Consider the following 25,522-nt stretch of genomic DNA (forward strand, 5'->3'; position numbering starts at 1 on the left):
CAGATAGAAGGAGAAATGAACCATGGCAAACAAAGGTTTGATCGGTGTTCAGATGAGCACCATTGCCCCCGCTAAGATGCCTCACTTTGACGCATACGAGAGCATGGGCAAGCTGGCTGATATCGGCTATCACTGCGTTGAGATCTCTCAGGTCCCCATGACCGCTGAGAACGTTGCAGGCTTCCGCAAGGCTATCGACGAGTTGGGCCTGAATGTCTCTTCCTGCACCGCATCCACCTCTCCCATGCTGCCCGGTATGCCCGGCGAGTTCCTGTGCAATCCCGACGACTATAAGAAGATCGTTGAGGACTGCCGTAAGCTGGACTGCGATATGCTGCGCATCGGCATGCTGCCCATGACCTGCATGGGCAACTACCAGAAGGCCGTGGATTTCGCCAAGGAAGCAAATGAGTATGCTCTGAAGCTGAAGGAAGACGGCATTGACCTGTACTACCACAACCATCACGTAGAGTTCGTTCGTTACGATGGCGAGTTCCTGCTGGACATCATCCGCGCAAATGCTCCTGCTCTGGGCTTTGAGCTGGACAGCCACTGGATCCACCGCGGCGGCCAGGACCCTGTTAAGTTCATCAAGAAGTATGCCGGCAGCATCCGTCTGGTCCACCTGAAGGATTACCGCATCGGTGAGATGCCCATCCCCGAGGGCGGCGTGGACTTCACCAGCAAGGAAGGCATGATGAAGTTCATGAGCAACTTCACCAACATTGTGCAGTTTGCTGAGGTTGGCGAAGGCACTCTGGATATGCCCGCTATCATCCAGGCTGGCCTGGAGGGCGGCGGCGAGTACTTCCTGGTGGAGCAGGATGACTGCTATGGCCGTGATCCGTTCGATAGCCTGAAGATCAGCCACGACAACCTGGTCAAGATGGGCTTCGGCGACTGGTTCTAATTGAAAAGTTTCTGAGGAGTCGTTTTTTACGATCCGATAAAATGAAATCGATGCTGTTTTGCGGAAATGCAGAGCAGCATCGTTTTTTATGTTTCAGGGTTCTGCTTTGTAACACGCTCCAAAATGTTGAAAATATTTTGTGCAAGTTTCACAGTTTTCTATTTGAGCCTTTGGTGGTACAATAGATGTGGAAATTCATAAACCGCTGGAGGAGCTACATGGCCGAAAAAAGTATTGAGTTGGATAGTGTGGAGATCGCCGCTGCCATCTTTGGCAACTGTGACCGCAACATTCGTCTATTGGAAAAGGAGTTCTCTGTCACGGCAGTCTGCCGGGGTACGATGCTTCGCCTCTCTGGCGAGGAGGCCAACGTGGCCGCTGCTGTGCGTGCCGTGGAGGGGATGCTGCTCCTGATTGAAAACCACACGCCGCTGGAGGATCAGACGGTGCGCTACTGCCTGAGCCTTGCTCACGATGGAAAGGAGCAGCGTGTCCGGGAGCTGACTGAGGATTTTGTCACGGTCACGGTCAAGGGCCGCCCCATCCGACCCAAGACACTGGGCCAAAAGGAATATCTGAATGCTATCCGCAAGAATGCTGTGACCTTTGGCGTTGGTCCCGCCGGTACCGGCAAGACCTATCTGGCCGTTGCAATGGCGGTCAAAGCGTTCAAGGCCAAGGATGTTTCCCGCATTGTGCTGACCCGCCCCGCTGTGGAAGCAGGCGAGAAGCTGGGCTTTTTGCCCGGTGACTTGCAGCAGAAGGTAGACCCTTACCTGCGCCCTCTCTACGATGGCCTGTTCGATATGCTGGGCGCCGAGACCTATGAACGCCTGGTGGAAAAGCAGATCATTGAGGTTGCTCCGCTGGCATATATGCGCGGCCGCACGCTGGATGATTCCTTTATCATCCTGGATGAGGCGCAGAATACCACACCGGAGCAGATGAAGATGTTTCTGACCCGTATGGGTGTAGGTTCCAAGGTGGTTGTGACCGGCGATGTGACCCAGATCGATCTGCCGGACCGTACCCGCAGCGGCCTTGTGGATGCGCTGCATATTCTCAAGAACGTGGATGGCATTGCACAGTGCTATTTTACGGAGAAGGATGTTGTCCGCCATCGTCTGGTGCAGGAAATCATCAAGGCCTACGAAGCGGCTGCGCACCCGGCCAAGCGTTGAAACCGACGCGGAAAGCTGCAATTGCAGCATAAAATGAAGGGAGAGGAATGTTATGTCCAATAAAGTTTTGATCACCAATTCACAGAAAGCCGTAAAAGTACCTTCGGGCCTGCGGATCCTGATCCGCCGTGCCTGCAATGCTGTGCTGGAATATGAGCACTTCGATGAGCCTGCTGAGATCAGCGTGACTTTTGTGGATAACGCTGCCATTGCAGAGCTGAACAATCAGTACCGTAACAAGCCGATGCCCACCGATGTGTTGAGCTTTCCTCTGGGAGAAAACGGCGTTTACGATGTAGATGAGAACAACGGCTGCAAGATGCTGGGGGATATCGTCATCAGCATGGAACGTGCTCAGGAGCAGGCAACGCTCTACGGCCATCCGCTGCAGCGTGAGGTCGCTTTCCTGACCGTTCACTCCATGCTGCATCTGCTGGGCTACGACCATGAGAACGGTGGTCTGGAAGCCATGCGGATGCGCGAAAAGGAAGAGGCTGTGCTGACCCAGCTTGGCCTGCCCCGCACCGTCAGCTATACGGAATGATCAAAGATACTGGCAAAGGATAGGAGTTCTATTTTGAAAAACGCAGCACCCATGCAGCAGCATTACGATACCTCATCTGTGTTCGTGGCGGTCATCGGCCGCCCGAACGTGGGCAAATCCAGCCTGACCAATCGTCTGGTGGGGGAGAAGGTGGCCATTGTCACCTCCAAACCCCAGACGACCCGTACCCGCATCACCGGCGTTGTGACCCGCGGCCCTCTGCAGTATGTTTTGCTGGACACCCCGGGCGTGCATAAGGCCCACAATAAGCTTGGCAAGCGGATGGACAAGACGGCCAGCGATTCCATCGCGGATGTGGATGTTTCCATGATGCTGTTTGAGCCATACGGTGCCCTGAATGAGCCGGAAATGGTTCTGGTGGACGCTCTGCGCAGCAGCGGCGGTCCGGCCATTGCAGTCATCAATAAGACCGATCTTGTCAAGGAGCCTGCTGATCTGGAAGCCCGCAAGGCTGAGCTCAAGGAGCTGGGTGTGTTTGATGCCATTTACACCGTAAGCGTCCGGGCAGACGACCACTGTGAGGAACTGTTCGATGCCCTGAGCCAGTATGCCGTGGAGGGCCCACACTACTTTGACGATGATGCCTACACCGATATGCCGGAAAAGGAACTGGTGGCGGAGGTCATCCGTGAAAAGGCACTGCTGTATATGCGGGATGAGATCCCGCATGGCATTGCAGTCGTGGTGGAGCGTTTCAAGGAGCGCCCCGGTACAGATCTGGTGGATATCGACGTAAATATCTACTGCGAGCGCGAGAGCCATAAGGGCATGGTCATTGGCAAGGGCGGTGCGATGCTGAAAAAGATCGCCAGCTCTGCCCGTGCGGACTGCGAGGAGTTTCTGGGCTGCCGGGTCAACCTGCAGTGCTGGGTCAAGGTCAAAGCAGATTGGCGGGACAATGAGTTTCTGTTGAACAACTTTGGCTTCAAACAGAACCCGAATAATCGTTGATTTTTCTCTTTACATTGCCCGGGACACTGCTCGGGCAGGGAGAATATGCAGATGGATACGATTGTAACACCTGGGCTTGTGTTAAAAGAGACCCGGTACAAGGAATCTGACCGGATTCTGACCATTCTTACACCGGAGCTGGGGGTCATTTCGGCCTCAGCACAGAGCAGCCTGCGGCTGAAGAACAAATTATTCAGCGCCTGCGGGCTTTTTTGCTACTCTGAATTTGTGCTGCTGCCGGGCCGGAATATGTACACCATCCGGGAAGCGGAAGTGCGCAACGTATTTCACGGCATTTCCTCCACCATCGAGGGGATGAGCCTTGCCATGTATCTTGCCGAGATGGCGGCGGCACTTTCTCCTACGGGGGAGGAAGCTGCCAAGGAACTGCGCCTGCTGCTGAACTGCCTGTATATGATCAGCGAGGGTAAAACCGACCTGCATGTGGTCAAGGCTGTGTTTGAGCTGCGCACCATGAGCGAGTGCGGCTTTCTGCCGCAGCTGGTCTGCTGCAAGATCTGTGAAAAATACGATGGCCCCGCGTTTTATCTTGACCCGCAGGAGGGCATTCTGCTCTGTGAGGACTGTGCGAAAAAGGCGGGCAAAACCTGCAATCTGGACATGGGTGCCTTGTATGCCCTGCGTCATATCTGCCTTGTAGAAGATAAGAAAATATTTGCATTCAAAATCTCGGTCGGCAGTCTGGCAAAGCTGTCTGCGGTGGCAGAGCGCTACGCTTTGACCCACCTGGACAAACCGCTGAAAAGTTACGACTTTTTGAAATCCGTTCTGCCTTGACCGGGATAAACAATTTTGATATAGGGAACAAACATGGAAACAAGCTATTTGAAAACTTTAGAGCTTGATAAGATCATTGCGCGTGCATCCGAGGGCTGCGTGTGCAAGGAAGCTAGAGAGCAGCTGCTGGCTCTGGAGCCTCAGTGCGACCCTGATGAGGTGCGTTACGCGCTGGAGCAGACCGATGCCATCAACAGTCTGCTCATCAAAAACGGGTCTCCGCGCTTTGGCGGGGTAGAGGGTGTCAGCTCTCTGGCAGCCCGTGCGGTCAAGGGCGGTGTGCTCTCCATGGGGGAACTGCTGATGGTGGCCGGCGCTCTGCGCAACTTTCAGAACCTGACCAGCTGGTATGGCTCCTCGGAACATGATGCCCTGCCTACGGATGACCTGTTCTACGCGCTGGCACCCCAGCCCGGGCTGGAGCAGCAGATTTCCAGCGCCATTCTGGCTCCGGATGCCATGGCAGACACGGCTTCCCACACCCTGAACGAGCTGCGCAAAAAGATCCGCGCTACGGAGAACAGCATCCGCGACCGGCTGGAAAGCATGGTCCGCAATATGGATACCTCCAAGTATTTGCAGGAGAGTGTGGTCTCCATCCGCAATGGACGGTATGTTGTGCCCGTTAAGAGCGAGTATCGCGGCGAGGTGAGCGGCATCATCCATGATGTCTCGTCCACCGGCGCTACTGTCTTTGTGGAGCCGCAGGCGGTTGTGGAAGCAAATGCACGCATTCTGCAGTATCGTGCACAAGAAGCGCAGGAGATCGAACGCATTCTGGTGGCATTTACGGCACAGGTAGCCGCCATTGAGCCTCAGTTCCAGTACAGCTACAAGGCAATGCTGGAAATTGATGTGCTGTTGGCAAAGGCTCGTCTGGCTCTGGATATGAAGGCATTCAAGCCCTCTGTCCGCACCGACAGCTCCTTTTCGCTCATCCGGGCGCGTCATCCGCTCATCGACCCCCAAAAGTGTATCCCTGTGGACATTGCACTGGGCAAAGAGTACGATTCGCTCATCATCACCGGCCCGAACACCGGTGGTAAAACTGTTACCCTGAAAACGGCGGGTCTGCTGTGTGCAATGGCACAGTGCGGCTTCCTGATTCCTGCCGATGAACGCAGTGAGATCTGCGTGTTCGACGAATTTCTTGTGGACATCGGTGATGAGCAGAGCATCGAACAGAGCCTTTCTACTTTCTCCGGCCACATGAAGAAGATCACCGGTATTCTGGAACTTGCCATGCCGCACACGTTGGTGTTATTGGATGAGCTTGGCGCGGGCACTGACCCTGCCGAAGGTGCAGCGCTGGCCGTGGCCATCATCGAGGAACTACGCCGCCGCGGTGTGCTGCTGATGGCAACCACTCACTACGCCGAGCTGAAGGTGTTTGCGCTGGAAACCAAGGGTGTAGTCAATGCCAGCTGCGAGTTTGATCTGGAGACACTGCGCCCGACTTACAAGCTGAGCGTAGGTGTGCCCGGCAAGTCCAACGCCTTCCTCATCAGTGAGAAGCTGGGCATCCCGGAGCGCGTCATTGAGGCAGCCCAACAGCATCTGTCTGCCGAGGATAAGCGCCTGGATGCAGTTTTGGGCCAGCTGGACGACCTGAAGCTGCAGCTGAAAGAGAGCCAGGACGAGGTTGAGGAGCTGAAGAACGAGGCTTCTCACCAGCTGGAGGCTGCTCAGAAAAAGCGGGATGAATTGATCCAGCAGGGCGAAAACGAGTTGGAAGCTGCCCGTGCCAAGGCACGTGCGCTGGCACAGCAGGTGGAAAGCAAGGCATATGCACTGACCGATGAGCTGCGCCAGCTGCAGAAGGACGAGCGCCTGAGCACCCAGCAGAAAGCCCAACGTGCCCGCGAGATCGCAAAGAAAGAGTCTGAAAAGCTCTTTATCGGTACCGAGGTGGTGCATAACCCTGTCAAGGAGTTTGTCCCACTGAAAGAAGTCAAGGTAGGGCAGGAGGTCTGCATTGCAGAGCTCAACCAGCTGGCCACTGTGCTGGCACTGCCGGATAAAAATGGCGATGTTCTGGTGCGTGCCGGCATCATCAAGACCAAGATCCCGCTCAAGGGCCTGAAGCAGCCGGATAAGCTCATCAAAGAGCCTCAGCCCAAAACCAAGGCACAGCAGCGCTATTCCCGCCTGACGGGCGATGCAAACCGGCCCAACGGCAGGGTAGAGCGTGTGCAGCGTTCGGCCAAAATGGAGCTGAATCTGCTGGGCCTGACTGTGGATGAAGCTCTGCCTGAGGTGGATGCTTATATCGATCGCGCCATTCTGAATGGGCAGACAGTGGTGTACCTGATCCATGGCAACGGTACCGGTGCTCTGCGCACTGCGATCCACAAACATCTGCGCGGCAACCGGATGGTAAAAAGCTTCCGGCTGGGCCGTTACGGTGAGGGCGAGAGCGGTGTGACCGTGGTTGAATTGAAGTAAAAACATACCGGGAGTTTCCCGGCAGCGCCCGTCCGGAAGATCATTCTTTGGGCGGGCGTTTCTTATAAAACGGCAGGGAAGTCATCATGGCAAAACATTCGGTACAGCGCAAAAGAAAGAAAAGGGGCAATGGCTTTTCCTTTGGCAGCGCAGTGGTTCTGGTTCTCTGTTTTATTGGTGTCAGTTTTGGGCTGTATCTGTTGCAGGTGGCTTTCTCCATTGGACAACCAACACCGACCGTGGACGATGATGATTTTCGTCCGACCATCGGTGAGCCGCCGTACCGTATTGTGATCGATGCAGGACATGGCGGCTCGGATCCGGGTGCAAGGGGAGTGGTGCAGGAAAGCGAGATGACCGCTGCCACAGCGGAGGCTTTGAGCGCCTGGCTGGAGCGTGACCCCAATTATATCCCACTGACCACCCGGGAAAGTTACGGCAGCACCGCAAAACCTGCTGAACGCGCCGCTGCCGCCAATGCACAGGACCCGGATCTGTTGTTGTCTGTCCACGGCAATTCAGCACCCGAAGGCTCCAGCGCAGCCGGGTTTGAATGTTATCCGGCTGTTCCGGGACGAGCATACCATCAGGAGAGCTATTATTTTGCAAAGCAGCTTGCCAGGGCTATGCAGGCGGCAGGGGCCAGCCTGCGGGGACGCGGGGGAATCCGATATATCTATTACCAAGGGGAAGTAAAACAGTTGGTGGAGAGCAGCCACAAGGAAGTGCGTGTAGAGCGCAGCTTTACGATTCTGGAAGATGTAAATTGTCCAGCCGTGCTGGCGGAGCAGTGTTTTGTGACCAGCGATACGGACGTAGCCCAGTTCGGCAGTGAGGACGGATGTAGGCGGACTGCTCGTGCATACTATGAAGCGATCTGCGCATACTTTGAAACCACACCATTGCCGGAAGAGTGATGGGTACATATGATCGGTCAGACCCTCTGAAATCTCAGAACCCGCAGCGGGAAGAGAGAGGAGGGTCTGATTTTTTGATTATTATCTTTTCGTATAATGCAGGTTATGCGAAATATAGGGGAGTGAAAAAGCCCTCTTTTCCAGTTTTGGGCGTTTTTAAGGCCGCTAGAGCTCGATTTGAGCTCCGGCGGCCTGTTTTACAATAACTGTGTATTTTGCGTTTTTTACACACGTTTTTCCTGTTATTGATCTGTTTGATCTGTTACAGCATCCGGTTCATTACAACGACCGTATAGTCCTGCGTGTGATTTCTCAATCCGGTATCTGTGAACTGATTCTTTTTCCAGAACGATTCACTTTGTTTGTTGCCATCCACATAACCCAGCCGGATATACTCGCAACCCAGACTGTGCAGATACACACACAGCTCTGTGATGATCCTGCTTCCAATGCCATGTCCCTGTACAGAACGTTCCATCATAAAGAATCCGATGAAGCAGCTTTGTTCCGTTGGATAATGGTCAATAAAGTCCATCACAGCCACAAGCTGCTCGGCATCATCAAAAAATCCGAGATAATACTTATCCTGAGGTTCGTCCATTTTGCGCTGCGGCAAGGCACACATATCATCCCGAATGCTTTCCTCGGTTACAAATGGCGGACAATGTTCATAAAACTGTGTGTTTTTCTCACAAAGAGCTAAAATCAACGGAATATCGCGTTCTGTCAACATCCGCACATGATAGCTCTTAGAGAAGTTGATATAGTTCATACAGTTTCCTTATCCCCGGTCATAGAAGAGATATCCACCCGGATGCCATCATTGGCAGCACCCTCAAAAGCTTCCATCGGGCTGGCAGCTTCTTCAACATCCATCGAATCGGCGTTATTTTCCTCTCTGTTCTCCCCTGCTGCCCGTTTTGTTGTATCCAAGCGTGCTTTTTCGGGTGTGACCGTGCCCAGCGGGTTCTGCTCAATGGCGGCACGCACCTGAAATTCCTGCAGATGCGTATAAATTTGCGTTGTGCCCACACTGCTGTGACCCAGCAGCTGCTTAAGGGTCAAAATATCCACATTGCCGGTCTGATACATCAGCGTTGCCGCAGTGTGACGCAGTTTATGGGTGGAAAAGCCCTTGAGCCCGGCCGCTTTCATGGCACCGGTGACGAGCTGCTCCACCCTGCGGTTGGAAATGCGCTCCTTCCGGCGGCGGGTCACAAACACAGCCTTTTCCTTTGGATTCAGGCCCTCCATCGTGTTGCGTTTGGCCAGGTAGAGCTGCAAGGCTTCGACGCAGGCCTCATTCAGATAGACCATCCGTTCCTTGTGGCCCTTGCCAAAGAGCCTGATCTGCCGCTGTTCCAGGTCGATATCGCCCAGATCCATGCCCACCAACTCAGAAAGCCGCATTCCGCAGTTCAGGAACAGAACCACCATGCAGTAATCCCGCTCCGGAAAATCGCTCTGATATTGCGTGCTCTCCAGCAGATCCATGGACTGTTCCGCTGTCAGGTATTTGGGCAGGACCTTATCCTGCTTGGGCGGCTTGATGGAGGCAGTCGGGTTCTCTGTCAGCTTATTGACCTGATTGACCAAGTAATCATAAAAGCCGTGCAGGCTGGCCAGCCGCCGGGCGGTCGAGGATTTCTTGTTGCCGCATTCGCGGTTCAGGAAATAGAGATATTCATAGATGTCCTCTTTACTCACACTGCCCCAGAAGGCTGTGTCCAGACCCTTGGGGTCAATATCCTTGATCTCCGTATCTGCCGGAACCAGCCCGCGGCGGCGTTTCATAAAACGGGAAAAACCGCGCAGATCGCAGTAATAACTGAAGGCCGTGTTGGCGCTTTTGCCCGCGATCACCTCCAGGTACCGCACATATTCCACAATATCCGGCGAAGCATCATCAAACGGCGGATGCTTGCCCGGATTTTTTTCATCAAGATAGATCGACATAGTTTCTCCGTAAATTCGTTACAACCGGTCTGATTTCAATGCATGGATCGCATCCGAGATATAAGCCGCACCTATCAGCTTCATGCCCGGATAATCTGCCGGGTTCAGGTGGGCAAGGCTATGTTTTGGCACCACAGCCCGCTCAAAGCCGATGCGCTCGGCTTCCCGCAGGCGTTGTTCAAGGTTGGGCACACTGCGCACCTCACCGCCCAGACCCACTTCTCCAATGGCAATGAGCTTATCGCTCACGGGACAGTCCAGCAGAGACGACACCATACACAGGCAGACCGCCAGATCGCAGGCAGTATCCCGCAGGGCAATGCCGCCCACTATGTTGATATAGACATCCAGATTGCCAAAGAAATACCCTGCCCGCTTTTCCAGAACGGCAATGAGCAGATTCATGCGGTTATAATCATAGCCGCTGCAGGCACGGCGCGGTGCCGGGAAATTCGTTTTGGTGGCAAGGGCCTGGATCTCGCTTAGAATGGGGCGGCTGCCCTCCATCGTACAGGCGACGCAGTTACCGGAAACCCCCAGCGGACGGCCTTCCAAAAGCATCTGGGAAGGGTTTTCGATCTCCTCCAGCCCCTGCCCTGTCATATCAAACATGCCCAGTTCATTGGTGGAGCCATAGCGGTTCTTGGCAGCCCGCAGAATGCGATAAGGCAGCATCTTGTCGCCCTCAAAGTAGAGCACAGTATCCACGATGTGCTCCATGACCTTGGGGCCTGCAATGGCTCCGTCTTTGTTGACATGGCCCACAATGAACATGGGGATCTCCTGCTTTTTGGCTACCGCCAGCAGACGGGCGGCGCTCTCCTTGACCTGACTGACCGTACCGGCCGAGGAAGAAAGATCCATACAGCGCATCGTCTGGATAGAGTCGATGACTACAAGCTCCGGCTTTTCCTTTTCGATCAGGCCGCAGATCTCGTCCACATCGTTCTCTGCAGCAAGATAGATGTTCTCCTGCGGCACTTTCAACCGTGCAGCACGCAGTTTGACCTGACGGACAGATTCCTCACCCGTGATATACAAAACAGAATGCTGGTTGGAGATGGCACCGCAGAGCTGCAAAAGCATCGTAGATTTGCCAACACCCGGTTCTCCGCTGAGCAGAACCACGCCGCCCAGCACAATGCCGCCGCCCAGCACCCGGTCAAGTTCCGATATGCCGGTCAGGATGCGGCTTTTCTCTTCCGTAGTGCTGATATCGGCCAACCGCCGGGCTGTCAGCGAAGTAACACCCTCCTGCCGGGCAGGTGCTGCCGATTTGCCGCCGGAAAGCCCTGCCTTGGGCGCTTCCGCAACGACATCCTCATTCATGGTATTCCAGCTGCCGCAGCTGGGGCAGCGGCCCATCCAGCGCGGGCTGGTTTCACCGCAGTTGGAGCAGACGTAAACAGTTTTGAGCTTTGGTTCCTTCATGGTGCACTCCCTGCAAAAACGCCGCTGAAAAAGCGGCGCTCAATTTCATTGTTCTGTTTTAGTTTACCACATTCTGTTGTCTGCCGCAACTGCTCCCTTACTTTACCTCAACAACGGTGATATTTTGGGCTGTCACACTGCTCTTACTCAACACAATGTCACGGATCTGCGCTACCTGTGCGGCCGTTAAGGCATCGCCCGAGGTCATAACAGTCAGATCGGCCCGACCTGACTGCAGAAAGCAGAGACAATCCGCAAACCCCTTGGCCTTGACCAGTGTCTCGATCTCGTTTTCCGCGTTGAGATCCGCAAGGTTTCCGGTCAGCTGACTGGTGTACTCCTTCTTTTCTTCCGTGGAGAGAGAAGCGGATTTCAGCGCTTTCTGAATGCTGTCCATGGCTTCATCGTGGGCCTTGGTCCGCTTGAGCCGCGCTTCCTCAAAGAACTTGGAGCCGCTGTTGTTTGCAACGCTCACAAGCTGAGCTTCGCCATAATTCTTGTTGGCACTGGAAACCGCCTCGGCTTCGGTCATCAGTTCATCCGTAACGGGAACGGTCTCCTGACTGACGGCAGAAACGTTAACTGCATCCTCTTCCAGCGTCACGCCGGTGCGGGCATACTGCCAGTTCAGGTAAACGGCAATGACCAGTGCCGCTGCCAGGGTAATGGCTGTTGCCTTGCGGGTATTCTTCGAGATAGCTCTCATAGCTGTTTCCTCCTTATATTACATGGTGCGTTATCCTTTGCGCTGTTCTACACAAATTCGATTGGCCGAAAGATCCAGCAGTGCCCGGACAAGCTCTGTGATGCGGGCGGCGACCCGGACATCTCCCCCACCATCACAGACAACAGCCACACCGCAGACGGCAGGCAGATAGGTTGTCTCTTCCAGGGCGGAGCCATCCTCCAGCAGAACATGGGTCTCCTGGTTCTGCATCTGGCCGGACTGCGTATCCACAGCATAGATCGTTTCTTCCCCACTTTCCAGTGTCACCATCACAACGGTCTTTCCTGCCCCATCGAGCTGTTCGATCAGCTCTGTCAGCTGTGTTTCCAATTGCTCCCGGTAGACAGTTTCTGAAACAGCAGCAGAACTGCCTGCATTTGCTGCGGGTTTTGCGGGGGTCGAGAATAATTCTGAGAATAAGATCAGCAGCATTGCCGCCGCGCCCAGAATGATTGCGAGCTGGGTGCGGTTTTGCTTCTGGAGCAAACCGGCAAAGAGGCTCTGTTCCCTGCTCTTCATCCGGAAAGGTTCCCCTCCTTTGCTTCCTGTCCGCTGCTGCGGGCATCCAGTTCAGCCTGAATGGCATCTTCCAGCGTGCCCATGGATGCGGGCGAAAGATCCGGCACAGAAAAGGACTGAACTTCTGTCCGGAGCTGAGGGATGACCTGTAAAAGCACCACTAAAATATATAGTCCAGCCACGGCTTTTATGCACCGCCGGGCCCAGCTGTTTCCTGTGAGCCGGGCCAGCAGCTCTGCGCAGATACAGGCAGTGCAAAAGACCACAGCGGCGCTTTTCAATGTCTGCATCAAACGCCTCCCAGCATAAAAAGAAGTGCGGTTCCTGTTACGGCCAGCCCGAAGAAGAGTGCGATACAGGCCATCATACACCGGACAGCGGAAGCAAAACAGGTAAGCAGTGCCTGTCCACGGCTGTTTCCGGTCAGGCTGCACAGCGTACCGCAGAGAACGATACATCCCAGATGTGCAAGCATCCCGAGATACAGTGGCAGAAACTCAGCCAATAAAATCAGGATAGCGGCCATTCCAAGGCCGCTTTTGAGCAATTGGATGCCAGCCAGAACAGCCTCGGAAGCATCACTCAAACTCTGCCCCACAATGGGAATGGTGCCGGTGAGAAACTGTCCTGTGCGCAGCGCCGTCCGGTCGAGCTGTGCGGCAGAGATGCGCTGGAACCCCAACAGTGCAGCCAGCAGCTTTCCTGTAAGGGAAAGTCCCTTTTGCAGCAGTGTCCCTGCCGCTTTGCACAGGTTCCCCAGGCAGCTCTGTTCCGTGATACAGCAGGCCATGCACATCGCAAGGAAGCATTCCAGAATGGGCGGTACAAAGGCCGTCAGGGCCTGTGCCAGCAGACAAAGCAATGTCAGAAAAAAGCCGCTTGCGGCGGCCCCGGCACTTGTCTCACCACCCATGATCAGAACACCGGAATAGACCGGAAGAAAACCGGAGAGAAAGCGGTTCCAGCTTTCAATCTGCGCGCACAGCTGCCGGGCAATTTCAAGCAATGGTTCCCACAGGAGGATCCCGCACCCACCGGCGCAGACAAGATCACACCAGCTGTGGTCACCTTCCTCCCCCAGAAACAGATTGACTATGGCAGACAGGAGCAGAAACAACAGCAGTGTGGCATAACCGCGGATGCTTTCCCGCAGTGTCTGAAGCAGAGACGAAGTGCAAAAACTCTGCAGAACGCTCCACGGGTCTTCTGCTACCTGCAAAGCATCCACAGGGCTTTGGTCAAGATAAGGCTGCCAGAGCTCTGCTCCCGGCAGCTGTGTGTGCAAACCGGCACTCTCTGCTGCAAAAGCTGTCGGGGCGCACAGGCAGAGGCTTGTTCCCACCAGCAGAAAAGCCCACCACTTCCAGTTCTTCATCTTGCAATGCTCCCAATCGTCTGCAGAATCTCTTCCAGCAAGGGCCACGCCGCCGCCAGTACAAGACACCGACCTGCCAGCCCAACACACCACCCTAAAGATTCTGCCCCGGCTTCCTCACACAGGGTGCGGGTATAATCTGTCAGCAGAACGATAGCCGCACTCCGTACAAGGCAGGAAAAAGCCCCGCTGTCAGCTTGTCCAGCCAGGCGAGCTATGCCGGAAAGTACTGTCCGGATGCTTGTCCCTGCCCGCACCAGCAGCACCAGCGCTGCCCCAATGGAGAGCAGGAGTGCATAGGCGGGGGCCTGCTTTTCCAGAACGGCATAGAGCAGTGCCGCGAGCAGCGCAATGCCGAACACAGCCACGGCTGCACTCATAGTGCAAACAGCGACTTGATGGTAACGAACAGCACACTGATCTGTTTGACCAGGATGGACAGCACGACCACCAGACCGGCCAATGTCGTCATCATTGCCTGATCCTCCCGCCCGGAGCGGATCAGCAGTTGGTTCAGCACGGCAACAATGATGCCAATGGCCGCAATTTTGAAGATAAGGTCAATCTCCATCCGCGTCCTCTCCTTTTGAGCTGATTCATCCCAGCAGAATGGCAGCTGCAAGCCCGGCGGCCAGGCCCAGCTTGTGCGAAAGCATCGACTGCGTCCGGGCCGCAGCTTCACCTTTCTGCAAGGCTGCCTGAAATTGTGCCTGATGCAATTCCAGCCGTCTGCACTCCTGCTCCGCTTCCAACCGCCCCAGGCCTGAAAAACATTCTGAGAAGCGGGTGCGTTCTTCTAAGGTCAGGGAGGGAAAGGGCTCCAGCGTTTGTAACGAAACCGTTTCTGGTGGAAGCTGCCCATCCTGTATCAATTTCCGGCAGAGAAGATTCAGGTCACTGCGGCGGAAGCTGATTTCCTGATGCAGCGTTTCCAGCAGATCCAGGGTTTTGCGCAGGGCTTCCAGATGCGCCTGCGCCTGCTGATGAAAGCTGTCGCCTGCGCACCAGCCGCAGACGACAAAACAGCAGACACTCAACCAGCGCAGAGGGCTCATAGAAACCGCACCTCCCCGATGCAGCCGGGTGCTTGTCTACCGGTCAGCCAGACGAGCACCCGCACCGCGCCGCGCTCCATCAGATATTTTACCTGTGGGCGCATGGTCGCCTCTTCGGGTGTGGCAGCATGAAGGGTGGCAATAAAATCCACCCCGCTGAACAGGCCCTGTTCCAGCGCTGTGACCTCATCCAGACCTCCCAGCTCATCCAGCAGGATCACCTGTGGCGAAAGGGTGCGCAGCGCCATCTGCACTGCTTGTCCCTTGGGGAGCCCGGCAAGAACATCCAGCGCCTCGCCGTGTGTATTCCCGGCAAAGAGCTCCCGCCGTTCATCGATGACCGAAAGGATCTTCTGCTGCCGGACGAGCTCCCGGGCAATACTGCGCAGCAATGTGGTCTTGCCGCTGCCCGGCTCTCCAACAAGAAGCATCCCGATGAAATGCCCTTGCAGCGCGGTGGTCAGTTCCGGGGGAAGCGGAACGGTCTTTTCCCGGGCAATGCGCAGGTTGACAGAGGTAAGCTCCTGCAGAACCGTGCCCTGTTCCGGGTTTTGTAAAAAGCGCCCGCCAAGCCCTGCCCGACAGCCATTTTCCAGTGTAACATAGCCCTGTGCGATCTCTGTCTGATGGGTATGGACTGAACCGCCGCAGAGGGTGAACAGGATCTCTTCCATCTGCAACGGGGTCAGCTGCATCGTTTGCAGGGCATTCAGTTCAGGTGCCAGCTGTGTCGGTGTGCAGCTGCACCCCTGCACCGTAAACTGTGGAGCACAGCCCAGCCGGAGCCGCAGCTCATGTACAGTCTCTGCGTCTTCTGATGGGAGCTGCCCCAGCGGCCTTGCCAGCCATTGGGGCAGTGTCTGCACCACCTGATAATACTCGTCCATCTTCTGTTCTCCTTCCGTGTCCTTTGCCATCAATGTATGCACCGGCCCGGAGGTTAGAACCCGCAGGACACAGAAAAGCCCGCACAGCATCCAAACTGTACGGGCTTTTTAGAACAGGTTTTCTGATTATTGCTGGGACTTATCCTCTGCGATCATAGCAAGGAACTCTGCTTCGGTCAGCACAGGCACACCAAGTGCCTGTGCTTTGGTCAGCTTGGAACCTGCGGCAGCACCAGCCACCACATAAGCTGTTTTTTTGGAAACAGAACCGCTGGCTTTGCCGCCATTCTTTACGATGAGCGCCTCAGCTTCACTGCGGGAGAGTGTTTCCAGCGTTCCGGTCACAACCAGCGTTTTCCCGGCGAGCTTATTGCCCTTGGGCTCCCCTTTCCACTGCATGTTCACACCGGCATCGGCCAGACGGTGCACCAGATCGGTAGTGCCATCCTTGGCAAAGAATTCAGTCACGCTCTGGGCCATCACGCCGCCAAAACCATCAATCTCGCCGATCTGCTCCTCGGTTGCTTCCCGGATGGCCTGCAGAGAGCCAAAATGCTCTGCCAGCAATGCGGCGGCTTTATCGCCGATGTTGCGGATTCCAAACGCAAACATCAGCTTATCCAGATTGTTCTGCTTGGAATCTTCAATCGCCTGCAGAAGATTGTTTGCACTCTTTTCCTTGAACTTTTCCAGTGTGAGCAGCTGCTCTATTGTCAAGTCATAGAGATCTGCCGCAGAGTGTACCAGCCCTTTATCCACCAGCTGCGTGGCGACCATGGTGCCTAGACCATCGATGTCCATGGCATCCCGGGATGCGAAGTGGATGATATTGCGGAGTGCCTGCGCAGGGCATTCCGGGTTGACACAGCGCAAAGCAGCTTCATCTTCCAGATGGACTGCCGGGGCACCGCAGGAGGGGCAGAATTCCGGCATCTGGTAAGGCTGAGCATCCGGTTCGTGGCGGGTCACACCGATGACCTCCGGAATGATATCACCCGCTTTGCGCACCTGAATGGTATCTCCGATACACAGACCCAGTTGACGGATAAAATCTTCATTATGAAGGGTGGCACGGGAAACCGTGGTACCTGCCAGAAAGACCGGGTCAAAACAGGCGGTAGGAGTCAGAACGCCGGTGCGTCCCACGCCGACTTCAATACTGCGCAATGTGGTCTCCTTGACCTCGGGCGGATACTTGAACGCAATGGCCCAGCGCGGGAATTTGTTGGTGGAGCCCAGCAGTTCCCGCTGTGCAAAGTTGTTCACCTTGATCACGGCACCGTCCATATCAAAATCCAGTGCGGCACGGTTCTGGCCGATCTGCTCGATCTCTGCAATGGCATCCTCGATATCATGCACGATATGATAACGCGGGGAGACCGGCAGGCCCAGACTCTTGAGGTAGTCGAGGCTTTCAGCATGGCTGGTCAGCGCCTTGCCCCGCACTTGCTGAACATTGAATACGAAGATGGACAACCCCCGGCTGCCGGTGATCTTAGAATCCTTCTGACGCAGAGACCCTGCGGCAGCATTGCGCGGATTTTTGAACGGTGCCGCGCCCTGTAATTCCTGTTCCGCACAAAGGTGCTGGAAGGCATCGTGCGGCATGTAGACCTCGCCGCGCACTTCCAGATATTCCGGGGCATTTTTTAAAGTCTTTGGAATGCGCTTGATGGCCTTGACATTGGCTGTCACATCTTCACCCACCACGCCGTCACCGCGGGTGGAAGCACGCACAAGTACGCCGTTCTCATATTCCAAGCTGCAGGAAAGGCCGTCGATCTTGATCTCGACGACATATTCCGGCTCGATCCCGGCTTCCCGTACCCGGCGGTCGAAATCGCGCAGTTCATCGAAGGAAAACGCATCCAAAAGGCTTTCCATCTTCACAGCATGTGTCACCTTGGCAAAGCGCCCGCTGGGGGTTCCGCCCACTTTCTGGGTCGGAGAATTCGCAGTGACCAGCTGCGGGAATTCTGCTTCCAATGCTTTCAGCTCCCGGGTCAAAGCGTCATATTCAAAATCCTCCAGCTCCGGGGCATCCTGATCATAGTATAAACGGTTGTTCCTTTCAATGATCACGCGTAGCTCTTCCGCGCGTTTGCGTGCCTGTTCCAGTTCCACGTTCGTTTACTCTCCTTTTCCCAATACCAATACTGTAATTATACCATATTTCAAAAGCAAAATACAGCCAAAAGTGCTGCCGGTGACTCGGGAGTGAACGTGCCGAATCCTAACAAGACAGTCGCTTTATTTTGCCCAGGTGGGTTCCTCCGTGCCATCATAATCGAACAGGCCGTCATTTTTCTCTTCCATGGCCTTGATCATGTGGTAGGTGTATTCGTTATACGGCGTGGGAATCCCAAGCTCCTTTCCCATCCGCATCAGCGCTCCCGAGAACATATCGATCTCTGTATGCCGTCCGGCATCCAGATCCTGCAGAGTGGAATAACGGGCTGTGGCAGGAACAGCGCATCCGTGGCTGACGGCATCTGCGATGCGCAGATCAATGCCCCGTGCAGTTGCAATGGCTTCCAGTTCCCGGCGCAGGCCATCGCTGATGGCTTTCATGTGGACGCTGTCCCGGTAGCAGCCCACACCGGCTCCCAGAATCGCCTGCGGCAGATTGTTGCAGACGTTCAGCCGGAACTTGCTCCACATCTCTTCCTGAATGTGTTCCGTAACCCGGAAGTTGACCCCGGAATCCGTGAACAGTTCCCGCACTGCCTTGACACGTTCACTCTCAAACGGTGCAAATCGCTCGCCATAGATTACACCAAGTGTTGCATCCGGGTCAAAATGGTAACCATCCGCTTCCTTGTGAGACGCAACCTTGATGAAGGAATACAGCAGATGCTCTGCACCCACCTGTGCGGCGATCAGCTCCTCGCTGTCCACACCATTCATCAGACTCATCACAACGGTATTGCTGCCGACAGCGGTCTTGATGCTTTCCAGAGCTCCGGGCAGTGAGCCATATTTCAGTGCAACAACCAATAGGTCTACGTCCTGCGCTTCCTGCGGGGTCCAGACCTCCGGGCGGTAAACTGCTCCATTGATGGCGCAGCCGCTTTCTTTCAGCCGCCGGGCACGGTCGCCTTCCGCTATCACACCCAGACGGATATTATCCTTTTTAGAAAGCCCCCAGATGATGTAAGAGCCCACCGCTCCAGCGCCCAAAATGGCAACAGATTGTATTTTCATGTTAGATTCCCCCTCTTTGATTTGTCCGATTCTATTGTAGCACGAATTCGACTTACTGGAAAGAGAAATGAAAATGCAAAGCTATTTTTGCACATAGATTTTACAGCAATTCGATTGCAACGGACTCTAAAGTATCCTACAATAATAAATGCATTATTTTGCAAGGAGAGGGTATAAGGCCATGACATATAAAGAAATCAGACACAATGAAGAAGTCAATGAACTGCTGAAAAAAGGGAACCAGAATCTGGGGCTGCTAGGGTATACCGATCACTCTCAGGCCCATTGTACCCGGGTAGCAGAAACTGCAGCACACATCCTGAAAAAATTTAGCTACCCGGAGCACGATATCGAGCTTGCCAGGATCGCAGGCTACATGCACGACATCGGCAACGCCATCAACCGTAACCGGCACGCCGAATACGGTGGGCTTCTGGCCAATGAGATCCTCAAACAGTACGATTTAAGCATCCCGGACCGCATCACAATCGTGTCAGCAATTTCCAACCATGACGAATCCACCGGCGGAGCCGTAGATCCTATTTCAGCGGCGCTCATCATCGGTGACAAGACCGATGTGCGCCGCAGCCGTGTGCGCGAAAAGCCCAAAGCCGCCTTTGACATCCATGATCGGGTCAATTACGCAGTAACAGACCAGACATTGAAGATCAACACCGAGAAAAAGGTCATCTCGCTGAACCTGCAAATCGATACTGATATTTGCAGCATGTACGAATACTTCGAGATTTTTCTGCAGCGGATGCTGATGTGCCGCGGGGCAGCGGATATGCTGGGCGCAACCTTCAAATTGACCGCAAACGGTGCCAAAGTGCTTTAAAGCGGGACACAAAAGCCCCCGGAGAACTTTTCACGGTTCTCCGGGGGCTGATTTTATGCGTTATAAAACATAGATACGTCTGTTATTCTCAGATAGAAATCGTGTTACAAACGTCAATGAGCACCGGGTCAAGCGTCTTGGTCATCTCCAACGCCTCATCCACGGGGTAATCCACAAGGTGCTCACCCTTCATACCGACGATGCGGTTGTACTTACCCTGCTCCAGCAGACAGACAGCGTGATAGCCCATTGCGGAAGCATTCACGCGGTCACGCAGAGTGGGAGAGCCACCGCGCTGGACATGGCCCAGAATGGTGGCGCGGGTATCGATGCCGGTGCGGGCCTGGATCTCGTTGGCAATCTCCTGAGAGTGGCCAATGCCCTCGGCAACGATGACAATGAAGTGGCGCTTACCGGTGCGCTGCGTCTCGGTGATCTTATCCAGAATGTCGTGCTGCATATCGAATTCCTTTTCGGGCAGCAGCACAGCCATGGCACCGGAGGCAATGGCAACGTTCAGAGCGATGTAACCCGCATTGCGGCCCATGACCTCGACCACGCTGCAGCGGTCATGGCTCTGGGTAGTATCGCGCAGCTTGTCGATCATTTCCAGGGCGGTGTTCATTGCGGTATCGTAGCCGATGGTGTAATCGGTGCAGGCGATATCATTATCGATGGTGCCGGGCAGACCGATCATCGGAATGCCGCGGTGTGCCAGCTCACGGGCACCACGGTAGGAGCCGTCGCCGCCGATGACCACCAGCGCGTCAATGCCCAGCTCACGGCACTTTGCAGCGCCCTTGTCCTGACCCTCCTTGGTCTTGAACTCCAGGCAGCGGGCCGTATACAGGATGGTGCCACCGGCAGAGATGATATTGGAAACGCTGCGCAGGTTCATTTCAAAGCACTCGCCATCCAGCAGGCCATTGTAGCCGCGCTGAATGCCGATCATACGGAAGCCCTTGTGCAGACCTGCACGGACAACGGCGCGAACTGCAGCATTCATACCCGGAGCGTCGCCGCCGCTGGTCAGCACACCAATCGTTTTGATTTGCTTTTCCATGGAAAGATTCCCTCCAATTGTTTCGTCATTTACCTATGGAGCACTTACCCTCTCTCTTTGGGCACCAGCTCCATCGCCTTGCTCAGATCATAACTTGCCTTTAGACATTATAACACAGTTCCCGCTTGAATCCAATACCTTTTTGGCACTTCGTTAAAAGTTTATTAAAATTCACAGGCGTACGTCTTGGTGTTGTTTTTGGCACATGTGCACCTGGTTTGAATCGTTCCTGCGCATGTCATTTTGTTGCAACATTCTTTTCGCCCACGATGCGCTGCAGTTCCTCAAAGAAAAGCGGATGACCTGACGTATACAGCCTGCGGGGAGCCGCCAGCTTCTGTTTTGTGTCCTCCAGATAGAAGATCACCGGCATATCACCGTCAAAAATCTCCAGCAGATTGACCACCTTGGCGTACTCCGGGCTGGTGCGGGAGGGCAGCCGGACGTAGAGCCGCCGGGCAGCATCCCGCATCTGATTGGGGCGGTTGGCCTGCGGCCTGACGGGGTTATAGCCCTCAATGGGCGAAATACTCTCGGCGACCAGGCGGGCAGGTTCATCCTCTCGGATAGACAGGCGGCCCTCAATGACCACGACCGCGTTATCGTGCAGCACGTCCCGGAACGTTTCCAGCGTACGCGGGAACACGATGACCTCCATGGTGCCGGTCAGATCCTCTATGCTGGTATAGGCCATCATGCTGTTGGTCTTGGTCGTCACCATTTTGCTCTTGACAATGGTGCAGACGATGCGGACATGGCTATTGTCCGGCACATTGGCATCCTCACCGGTCAGAGCTTTGATGGTGTGGGTGGCAAACTGAGCCGACTGCTCCCGGTAGGCATCCAGCGGATGACCGGAAAGGTACAGGCCGCTGACCTCTTTCTCCTGTTGGAGCAGCTCAGCGTGGGTATACTCAGGGCAGGGCTTGATCTCATAGCTGTCGGCGGCAGACGTATCGTCCGTGCCGCTCATCATCGAGAAGAGGTCGATCTGACCATCCAGATTCTTCCGGCTGTCACTCTCGATGCTCTTGAGCACACCCTCAGTTGCTTCGACCAGACTGCGGCGGTTGGAACCGAGATTATCAAAGGCACCGGCCTTGATGAGGCTTTCCACCGTGCGGCGGTTCAGCTCGGTACCATGCATCCGTTTGCAGAAATCGTACAGGCTGGTATAAGGCTTTTCCTGCCGCTCCTCTACGGAGCGCTCGATCAGCCGGGTGCCGACATTTTTTACGGCGTTCAGGCCAAACCGGATCCGGCCACTGTCCTCTGCAGTAAAGCCGCTGCCCGAGATATTGATATCCGGCGGCAGGACCTTGATCCCCAGCCGGGCGCACTCGCCGGAATACTCAATGACCTTGCCGGTGTTGTCCAGGACACTGGTCAGCAGCGCAGCCATAAACTCGCTGGGGTAATGGCACTTGAGGTAGGCTGTCTGGAATGCCACATAAGCATAACAGGCGGCATGACTCTTGTTGAAGGCGTAGGATGCAAAGCTGGACATCTCATCGTAAATTTCGTTTGCAACCTTTTCCGAGATGCCGTTTGCCACACAGCCCGGGCACTCGTTGCCGGGGTCTGTGCAGCCATGGACAAAATGTTCCCGCTCCGCCTCCATCACAGCGTGTTTCTTCTTGCTCATGGCACGGCGGACATTATCTGCCTGCCCGAACGAAAAGCCTGCCAGCTCCCGGAAGATCTGCATGACCTGTTCCTGATAGACGATGCAGCCATTGGTCACATCCAGAATGTGGGCCAGCTGCGGGGTCTTATAGCTGATTTTGTCCGGTTCATGGCGGTTGCGCAGGTAGGTCGGGATGGAATCCATCGGACCGGGGCGGTACAGGCTGATCAGAGCGATGACATCTTCCAAATTCTGCGGCTGCAGGCCCACCAGCACCTGCTTCATACCCGAAGATTCAAGCTGGAACACGCCTTCGGTCTCACCCCGGGAAAGCATTTTGTAGGTCTCGGGATCGTCATAATCCAGCTTGGCGATGGAGAACTCCGGTTCTTTTTTCTGGATGGCCAGCTCCGCATCCCGGATGACCGTCAGGGTGCGCAGACCGAGGAAGTCCATCTTCAGCAGACCCAGCTCCTCGATCTCCGTCATGTTGAACTGGGTCACGGGCAGGCCATCGTTGGTGGCAAGGGGCAGATAGTAATCCGTTGGTTCCGGGGTAATCACAACACCGGCTGCATGGGTAGAAGCGTGGCGGGGCATTCCCTCCACCTTCATGGCAGTGTCGAGCAGTTCCGTCACCTTCGGGTCCGTTTCATACATCCGCCTGAGCTCCGGTGAGACCTCCAACGCATGTTTGATGGTCATTTTGAGCTCCGCCGGGACCTGCTTTGCCACTACATCCACTTCCTGATACGGCATTCCCATCACACGGCCCACATCGCGAATCGCATTGCGGGCAGCCATGGTGCCAAAGGTAACGATCTGGGCCACATGGTCAGCGCCATACTTGCGGTTGACGTAGTCGATCACTTCCTGGCGGCGCTCATAGCAGAAGTCCACGTCGAAATCGGGCATACTGACACGTTCCGGGTTCAGGAAGCGCTCAAAGATCAGGTTATAGCGGATGGGGTCAATGTCAGTGATGCCCACGCTGTATGCTGCGATACTGCCCGCACCGGAGCCACGGCCCGGGCCCACCGGGATCCCCTGGCTCTTGGCATAGTTGACGTAATCCCAGACGATAAGGTAATAGTTGGTATAGCCCATCGTCTTGATGACACTGATCTCGTAGTTCAAGCGGTCTTTGTTGGCCTGCGGCACATTGGAACCATAGCGGCGCTCCAGACCTTCCCAGCAGAGCTTTTCAAAGAACACCTGGTTGTCCATGCCGCCAGGGGCCTTATAATACGGAATTTTGGTGTTGCCAAACTCAAAATCAAAATTGCACTGGTCGGCAATGATCTGTGTGTTGGCACAGGCATCCGGCACCATGGCAAACAGATCGTACATCTCATCCGTTGTTTTAACGTAGAATTCGTCGGTCTGGAACTCCATACGGTCGGCATCCTGCATGGTTTTTCCGGTCTGGATGCAGAGCAGGATCGCCTGCATCTTGGCATCCTCCTTGCGCAGGTAGTGGGAGTCGTTGGTGGCTGCCATAGGGATGCCGGTCTCCCGTGCCAGCTTGATGAGCTGGGGCAGCACAATATTATCCTCTTCCAGCCCGTGATCCTGCAATTCAATGTAGTAATTGCCCTCACCAAAGAGGTCGCGATACCACAGGGCGGAAGCCTTGGCGCGCTCGTAATCGCCGGACAGGATCGCCTGCGGGATCTCACCCGCCAGACAGGCAGAGAGGCAGATGAGGCCATCGTGGTATTGCTCCAGCAGCTGCTTATCCACACGCGGCTTGGAGTAGAAGCCCTCGATAAAGGCGGCAGAAACCAGCTTGGCAAGGTTTTTATAGCCCGTCTCGTTCTTGCACAGCAGGATCAGATGATTGTTGCCATCAATCTTGTTCACCTTATCAAAGCGGGTGCGGGTGGCCACATAGACCTCACAGCCGATGATTGGCTTGATGCCCGCCTTTTTGGCCGCCTTGTAAAACTGCACACAGCCGTACATCACACCGTGGTCGGTGCAGGCAATGGCAGTCTGACCGCACTCCTTCACCCGATCCATCAGCTGATCAATGCGGCAGGCACCGTCCAGCAGACTGTATTCTGTATGGATATGGAGGTGGACGAAGTCTCTTCCCTGCTTATTGCCCTCACTGGGTTCGATCATTTCGTTTCCTCCTTTTCCGCGTTTTCTTCCAATCTTCTGCGCAGATCCTCTGCCAGCGCTTCCAGCTTCTTCATCCGGTGCGAAAGCCCCGATTTGCTCACGGGCGGGTCAAAGCAGGCACACAGAGCTGTCAGGGACAAGTCCGGATTTTCCATTCGAATGGCCGCGGCCTGCTGCAAGACCTCGGGCAGTGTTTCCAGCGCACCCTGCTCCTGCAAAAAACGGATTGCACGGGTGGTCTGGGCATTGGCCCGGGCCGTTTTGCCCAGATTTGCGGTATCACAATTGGTCTGACGGTTGATCTGGTTGCGCAGCTGCTTGACTGCCTTCTGGGCATTCATCCGGGCTGAAGCTTCTGCCGCTCCCATAAACGCAAGGATGCGCTCCACACTGGCGCTGCTTTTGACGTAAATCAGGTTTACGCCGTTGCGGCGGGTACGGTGGGGCGCAAATTCATGCTCAGCAAGCAGGGCCTCAAAATCCTTTGCAAGGTTGGTGCGTCCGGTCAGAAATTCCAGATTATACTCCTTCTGTGGGTCCGTCACAGTGCCGCCGCACAGGAACGCCGTGCTGATATAGGCACTCACACAGGTCTGGCACCGGATGAGCCCCGGGTCGATCTGCAAGCTTGTCTCGCTGCCCGTGGTGCCGAACAGCTCGTGCATCCGGCGCACCTGCTCCGGCTCCCGGATGCCGAACTCATACACCACACCGCTGGGGCGGGGCTTTTCCAGCACCGCGCCCTGCACGCCGCAGCGGGCAAACAACTGTTCGGCCACACGGGCGGTCAGCTCCTGCTCAGTCTGCAGCACAAGGCCCCGTGCATCAAAATATTTGGCAAAGCAGGCGATGCCATAGGCTGCCGCCCGCACACAGCAATCCTTTTGCAGCTGCAAACTGCGCTGTGCGATCTCTTCCCGTGCCTGGGATGCAAAACTCATGTCAC

General features: G+C 55.2%; 24 protein-coding genes. 8 read left to right on the forward strand and 16 right to left on the reverse strand.

Going from position 1 to position 25,522, the window contains the following annotated elements; genetic code table 11:
- Window positions 1-22 precede the first annotated feature (22 nt).
- The 7 genes from MTP42_RS07110 to MTP42_RS07140 all read left to right on the forward strand — a co-directional run bounded on the left by MTP42_RS07110 (window position 23) and on the right by MTP42_RS07140 (window position 7,767).
- Window positions 23-910 carry a sugar phosphate isomerase/epimerase family protein gene (locus MTP42_RS07110; RefSeq protein ID WP_005934249.1) on the forward strand — a complete coding sequence of 296 codons (888 nt, stop codon included), beginning with the start codon at window positions 23-25 and terminating at the stop codon, window positions 908-910.
- A gap of 218 nt (window positions 911-1,128) precedes the next feature.
- Window positions 1,129-2,091: a PhoH family protein gene (locus tag MTP42_RS07115; RefSeq protein WP_035394446.1), complete on the forward strand. Its 963-nt coding sequence runs from the start codon at window positions 1,129-1,131 to the stop codon at window positions 2,089-2,091.
- A gap of 52 nt (window positions 2,092-2,143) precedes the next feature.
- Complete coding sequence (gene ybeY / locus MTP42_RS07120; RefSeq protein WP_005934255.1) at window positions 2,144-2,635, forward strand: rRNA maturation RNase YbeY; 492 nt, start codon at window positions 2,144-2,146, stop codon at window positions 2,633-2,635.
- Window positions 2,636-2,686: 51 nt separating this feature from the next.
- Window positions 2,687-3,607 carry a GTPase Era gene (gene era / locus MTP42_RS07125; protein ID WP_005934257.1) on the forward strand — a complete coding sequence of 307 codons (921 nt, stop codon included), beginning with the start codon at window positions 2,687-2,689 and terminating at the stop codon, window positions 3,605-3,607.
- A gap of 51 nt (window positions 3,608-3,658) precedes the next feature.
- Window positions 3,659-4,405 carry a DNA repair protein RecO gene (gene recO, locus MTP42_RS07130; RefSeq protein WP_098922348.1) on the forward strand — a complete coding sequence of 249 codons (747 nt, stop codon included), beginning with the start codon at window positions 3,659-3,661 and terminating at the stop codon, window positions 4,403-4,405.
- A 33-nt stretch (window positions 4,406-4,438) separates the two neighbouring features.
- Window positions 4,439-6,850, forward strand: coding sequence for an endonuclease MutS2 (locus tag MTP42_RS07135; RefSeq protein WP_442899459.1), 2,412 nt, complete (start codon window positions 4,439-4,441; stop codon window positions 6,848-6,850).
- Window positions 6,851-6,936: 86 nt separating this feature from the next.
- Window positions 6,937-7,767 (forward strand): N-acetylmuramoyl-L-alanine amidase, encoded by an 831-nt coding sequence (locus MTP42_RS07140; protein ID WP_249258278.1) that lies wholly within the window; start codon window positions 6,937-6,939, stop codon window positions 7,765-7,767.
- A gap of 262 nt (window positions 7,768-8,029) precedes the next feature.
- Here the strand turns inward: MTP42_RS07140 and MTP42_RS07145 are convergent, their stop codons facing one another.
- The 13 genes from MTP42_RS07145 to MTP42_RS07205 all read right to left on the reverse strand — a co-directional run bounded on the left by MTP42_RS07145 (window position 8,030) and on the right by MTP42_RS07205 (window position 18,921).
- Complete coding sequence (locus tag MTP42_RS07145; RefSeq protein WP_249258279.1) at window positions 8,030-8,539, reverse strand: GNAT family N-acetyltransferase; 510 nt, start codon at window positions 8,537-8,539, stop codon at window positions 8,030-8,032.
- Entirely contained in the window at window positions 8,536-9,723 is a 1,188-nt protein-coding gene (locus tag MTP42_RS07150) for a tyrosine-type recombinase/integrase (protein WP_249258280.1), read from the reverse strand. Before MTP42_RS07150 ends, MTP42_RS07145 begins: the two co-directional genes overlap by 4 nt.
- 18 nt (window positions 9,724-9,741) lie before the next feature.
- Window positions 9,742-11,154 (reverse strand): DNA repair protein RadA, encoded by a 1,413-nt coding sequence (gene radA, locus MTP42_RS07155; protein ID WP_154276124.1) that lies wholly within the window; start codon window positions 11,152-11,154, stop codon window positions 9,742-9,744.
- A gap of 97 nt (window positions 11,155-11,251) precedes the next feature.
- Window positions 11,252-11,860 (reverse strand): SpoIIIAH-like family protein, encoded by a 609-nt coding sequence (locus MTP42_RS07160; protein ID WP_005934277.1) that lies wholly within the window; start codon window positions 11,858-11,860, stop codon window positions 11,252-11,254.
- A gap of 30 nt (window positions 11,861-11,890) precedes the next feature.
- Window positions 11,891-12,400 (reverse strand): stage III sporulation protein AG, encoded by a 510-nt coding sequence (locus MTP42_RS07165; protein WP_249258281.1) that lies wholly within the window; start codon window positions 12,398-12,400, stop codon window positions 11,891-11,893.
- Window positions 12,397-12,690 carry a hypothetical protein gene (locus MTP42_RS07170; RefSeq protein WP_005934282.1) on the reverse strand — a complete coding sequence of 98 codons (294 nt, stop codon included), beginning with the start codon at window positions 12,688-12,690 and terminating at the stop codon, window positions 12,397-12,399. The genes MTP42_RS07165 and MTP42_RS07170 overlap by 4 nt, the downstream gene beginning before the upstream one ends.
- Window positions 12,690-13,775, reverse strand: coding sequence for a stage III sporulation protein AE (locus MTP42_RS07175; RefSeq protein WP_249258282.1), 1,086 nt, complete (start codon window positions 13,773-13,775; stop codon window positions 12,690-12,692). Before MTP42_RS07175 ends, MTP42_RS07170 begins: the two co-directional genes overlap by 1 nt.
- Window positions 13,772-14,155: a SpoIIIAC/SpoIIIAD family protein gene (locus tag MTP42_RS07180; RefSeq protein ID WP_249258283.1), complete on the reverse strand. Its 384-nt coding sequence runs from the start codon at window positions 14,153-14,155 to the stop codon at window positions 13,772-13,774. Before MTP42_RS07180 ends, MTP42_RS07175 begins: the two co-directional genes overlap by 4 nt.
- Window positions 14,152-14,346 (reverse strand): stage III sporulation protein AC, encoded by a 195-nt coding sequence (gene spoIIIAC, locus MTP42_RS07185; protein WP_005934292.1) that lies wholly within the window; start codon window positions 14,344-14,346, stop codon window positions 14,152-14,154. Before spoIIIAC ends, MTP42_RS07180 begins: the two co-directional genes overlap by 4 nt.
- A 25-nt stretch (window positions 14,347-14,371) precedes the next feature.
- Entirely contained in the window at window positions 14,372-14,830 is a 459-nt protein-coding gene (locus MTP42_RS07190; RefSeq protein ID WP_215665684.1) for a hypothetical protein, read from the reverse strand.
- Window positions 14,827-15,747, reverse strand: a complete 921-nt coding sequence (locus MTP42_RS07195; protein ID WP_249258284.1) for an ATPase, T2SS/T4P/T4SS family — start codon at window positions 15,745-15,747, stop codon at window positions 14,827-14,829. The genes MTP42_RS07190 and MTP42_RS07195 overlap by 4 nt, the downstream gene beginning before the upstream one ends.
- Before the next feature lie 96 nt (window positions 15,748-15,843).
- Complete coding sequence (ligA, locus tag MTP42_RS07200) at window positions 15,844-17,841, reverse strand: NAD-dependent DNA ligase LigA (protein WP_249258285.1); 1,998 nt, start codon at window positions 17,839-17,841, stop codon at window positions 15,844-15,846.
- 126 nt (window positions 17,842-17,967) lie between these two features.
- Window positions 17,968-18,921 (reverse strand): ketopantoate reductase family protein, encoded by a 954-nt coding sequence (locus tag MTP42_RS07205; protein ID WP_249258286.1) that lies wholly within the window; start codon window positions 18,919-18,921, stop codon window positions 17,968-17,970.
- Window positions 18,922-19,102: 181 nt separating this feature from the next.
- On the opposite strand from MTP42_RS07205, the gene MTP42_RS07210 reads away from it, so the two are divergent.
- Window positions 19,103-19,759: an HD domain-containing protein gene (locus MTP42_RS07210; RefSeq protein WP_249258287.1), complete on the forward strand. Its 657-nt coding sequence runs from the start codon at window positions 19,103-19,105 to the stop codon at window positions 19,757-19,759.
- 88 nt (window positions 19,760-19,847) lie between these two features.
- Here the strand turns inward: MTP42_RS07210 and pfkA are convergent, their stop codons facing one another.
- The 3 genes from pfkA to whiA form a co-directional block, all read right to left on the reverse strand.
- Entirely contained in the window at window positions 19,848-20,822 is a 975-nt protein-coding gene (gene pfkA / locus MTP42_RS07215; RefSeq protein WP_097771144.1) for a 6-phosphofructokinase, read from the reverse strand.
- Between the two features lie 238 nt (window positions 20,823-21,060).
- On the reverse strand, window positions 21,061-24,576 hold the full coding sequence (locus MTP42_RS07220; RefSeq protein WP_249258288.1) for a DNA polymerase III subunit alpha: 3,516 nt from the start codon (window positions 24,574-24,576) through the stop codon (window positions 21,061-21,063).
- Window positions 24,573-25,517 (reverse strand): DNA-binding protein WhiA, encoded by a 945-nt coding sequence (gene whiA / locus MTP42_RS07225; protein ID WP_154276113.1) that lies wholly within the window; start codon window positions 25,515-25,517, stop codon window positions 24,573-24,575. Before whiA ends, MTP42_RS07220 begins: the two co-directional genes overlap by 4 nt.
- Window positions 25,518-25,522 lie beyond the last annotated feature (5 nt).

The organism is Faecalibacterium sp. I2-3-92 (assembly GCF_023347315.1).
GTDB classification, from domain to species: Bacteria; Bacillota; Clostridia; order Oscillospirales; family Ruminococcaceae; genus Faecalibacterium; species Faecalibacterium duncaniae.

Coding starts and splice junctions, on each gene's coding strand:
- MTP42_RS07175 (WP_249258282.1), bottom strand. CDS start 13,775: ATGAAGAACTGGAAGTGGTGGGCTTTTCTGCTGGTGGGAACAAGCCTC.
- pfkA (WP_097771144.1), bottom strand. CDS start 20,822: ATGGAAAAGCAAATCAAAACGATTGGTGTGCTGACCAGCGGCGGCGAC.
- MTP42_RS07140 (WP_249258278.1), top strand. CDS start 6,937: ATGGCAAAACATTCGGTACAGCGCAAAAGAAAGAAAAGGGGCAATGGC.
- whiA (WP_154276113.1), bottom strand. CDS start 25,517: ATGAGTTTTGCATCCCAGGCACGGGAAGAGATCGCACAGCGCAGTTTG.
- ybeY (WP_005934255.1), top strand. CDS start 2,144: ATGTCCAATAAAGTTTTGATCACCAATTCACAGAAAGCCGTAAAAGTA.
- era (WP_005934257.1), top strand. CDS start 2,687: ATGCAGCAGCATTACGATACCTCATCTGTGTTCGTGGCGGTCATCGGC.
- MTP42_RS07165 (WP_249258281.1), bottom strand. CDS start 12,400: ATGAAGAGCAGGGAACAGAGCCTCTTTGCCGGTTTGCTCCAGAAGCAA.
- recO (WP_098922348.1), top strand. CDS start 3,659: ATGGATACGATTGTAACACCTGGGCTTGTGTTAAAAGAGACCCGGTAC.
- MTP42_RS07135 (WP_442899459.1), top strand. CDS start 4,439: ATGGAAACAAGCTATTTGAAAACTTTAGAGCTTGATAAGATCATTGCG.
- MTP42_RS07170 (WP_005934282.1), bottom strand. CDS start 12,690: ATGCAGACATTGAAAAGCGCCGCTGTGGTCTTTTGCACTGCCTGTATC.
- radA (WP_154276124.1), bottom strand. CDS start 11,154: ATGAAGGAACCAAAGCTCAAAACTGTTTACGTCTGCTCCAACTGCGGT.
- MTP42_RS07205 (WP_249258286.1), bottom strand. CDS start 18,921: ATGAAAATACAATCTGTTGCCATTTTGGGCGCTGGAGCGGTGGGCTCT.
- MTP42_RS07110 (WP_005934249.1), top strand. CDS start 23: ATGGCAAACAAAGGTTTGATCGGTGTTCAGATGAGCACCATTGCCCCC.
- MTP42_RS07195 (WP_249258284.1), bottom strand. CDS start 15,747: ATGGCAAAGGACACGGAAGGAGAACAGAAGATGGACGAGTATTATCAG.
- MTP42_RS07150 (WP_249258280.1), bottom strand. CDS start 9,723: ATGTCGATCTATCTTGATGAAAAAAATCCGGGCAAGCATCCGCCGTTT.
- MTP42_RS07190 (WP_215665684.1), bottom strand. CDS start 14,830: ATGAGCCCTCTGCGCTGGTTGAGTGTCTGCTGTTTTGTCGTCTGCGGC.
- MTP42_RS07220 (WP_249258288.1), bottom strand. CDS start 24,576: ATGATCGAACCCAGTGAGGGCAATAAGCAGGGAAGAGACTTCGTCCAC.
- MTP42_RS07145 (WP_249258279.1), bottom strand. CDS start 8,539: ATGAACTATATCAACTTCTCTAAGAGCTATCATGTGCGGATGTTGACA.
- spoIIIAC (WP_005934292.1), bottom strand. CDS start 14,346: ATGGAGATTGACCTTATCTTCAAAATTGCGGCCATTGGCATCATTGTT.
- MTP42_RS07180 (WP_249258283.1), bottom strand. CDS start 14,155: ATGAGTGCAGCCGTGGCTGTGTTCGGCATTGCGCTGCTCGCGGCACTG.
- MTP42_RS07160 (WP_005934277.1), bottom strand. CDS start 11,860: ATGAGAGCTATCTCGAAGAATACCCGCAAGGCAACAGCCATTACCCTG.
- MTP42_RS07115 (WP_035394446.1), top strand. CDS start 1,129: ATGGCCGAAAAAAGTATTGAGTTGGATAGTGTGGAGATCGCCGCTGCC.
- MTP42_RS07210 (WP_249258287.1), top strand. CDS start 19,103: ATGACATATAAAGAAATCAGACACAATGAAGAAGTCAATGAACTGCTG.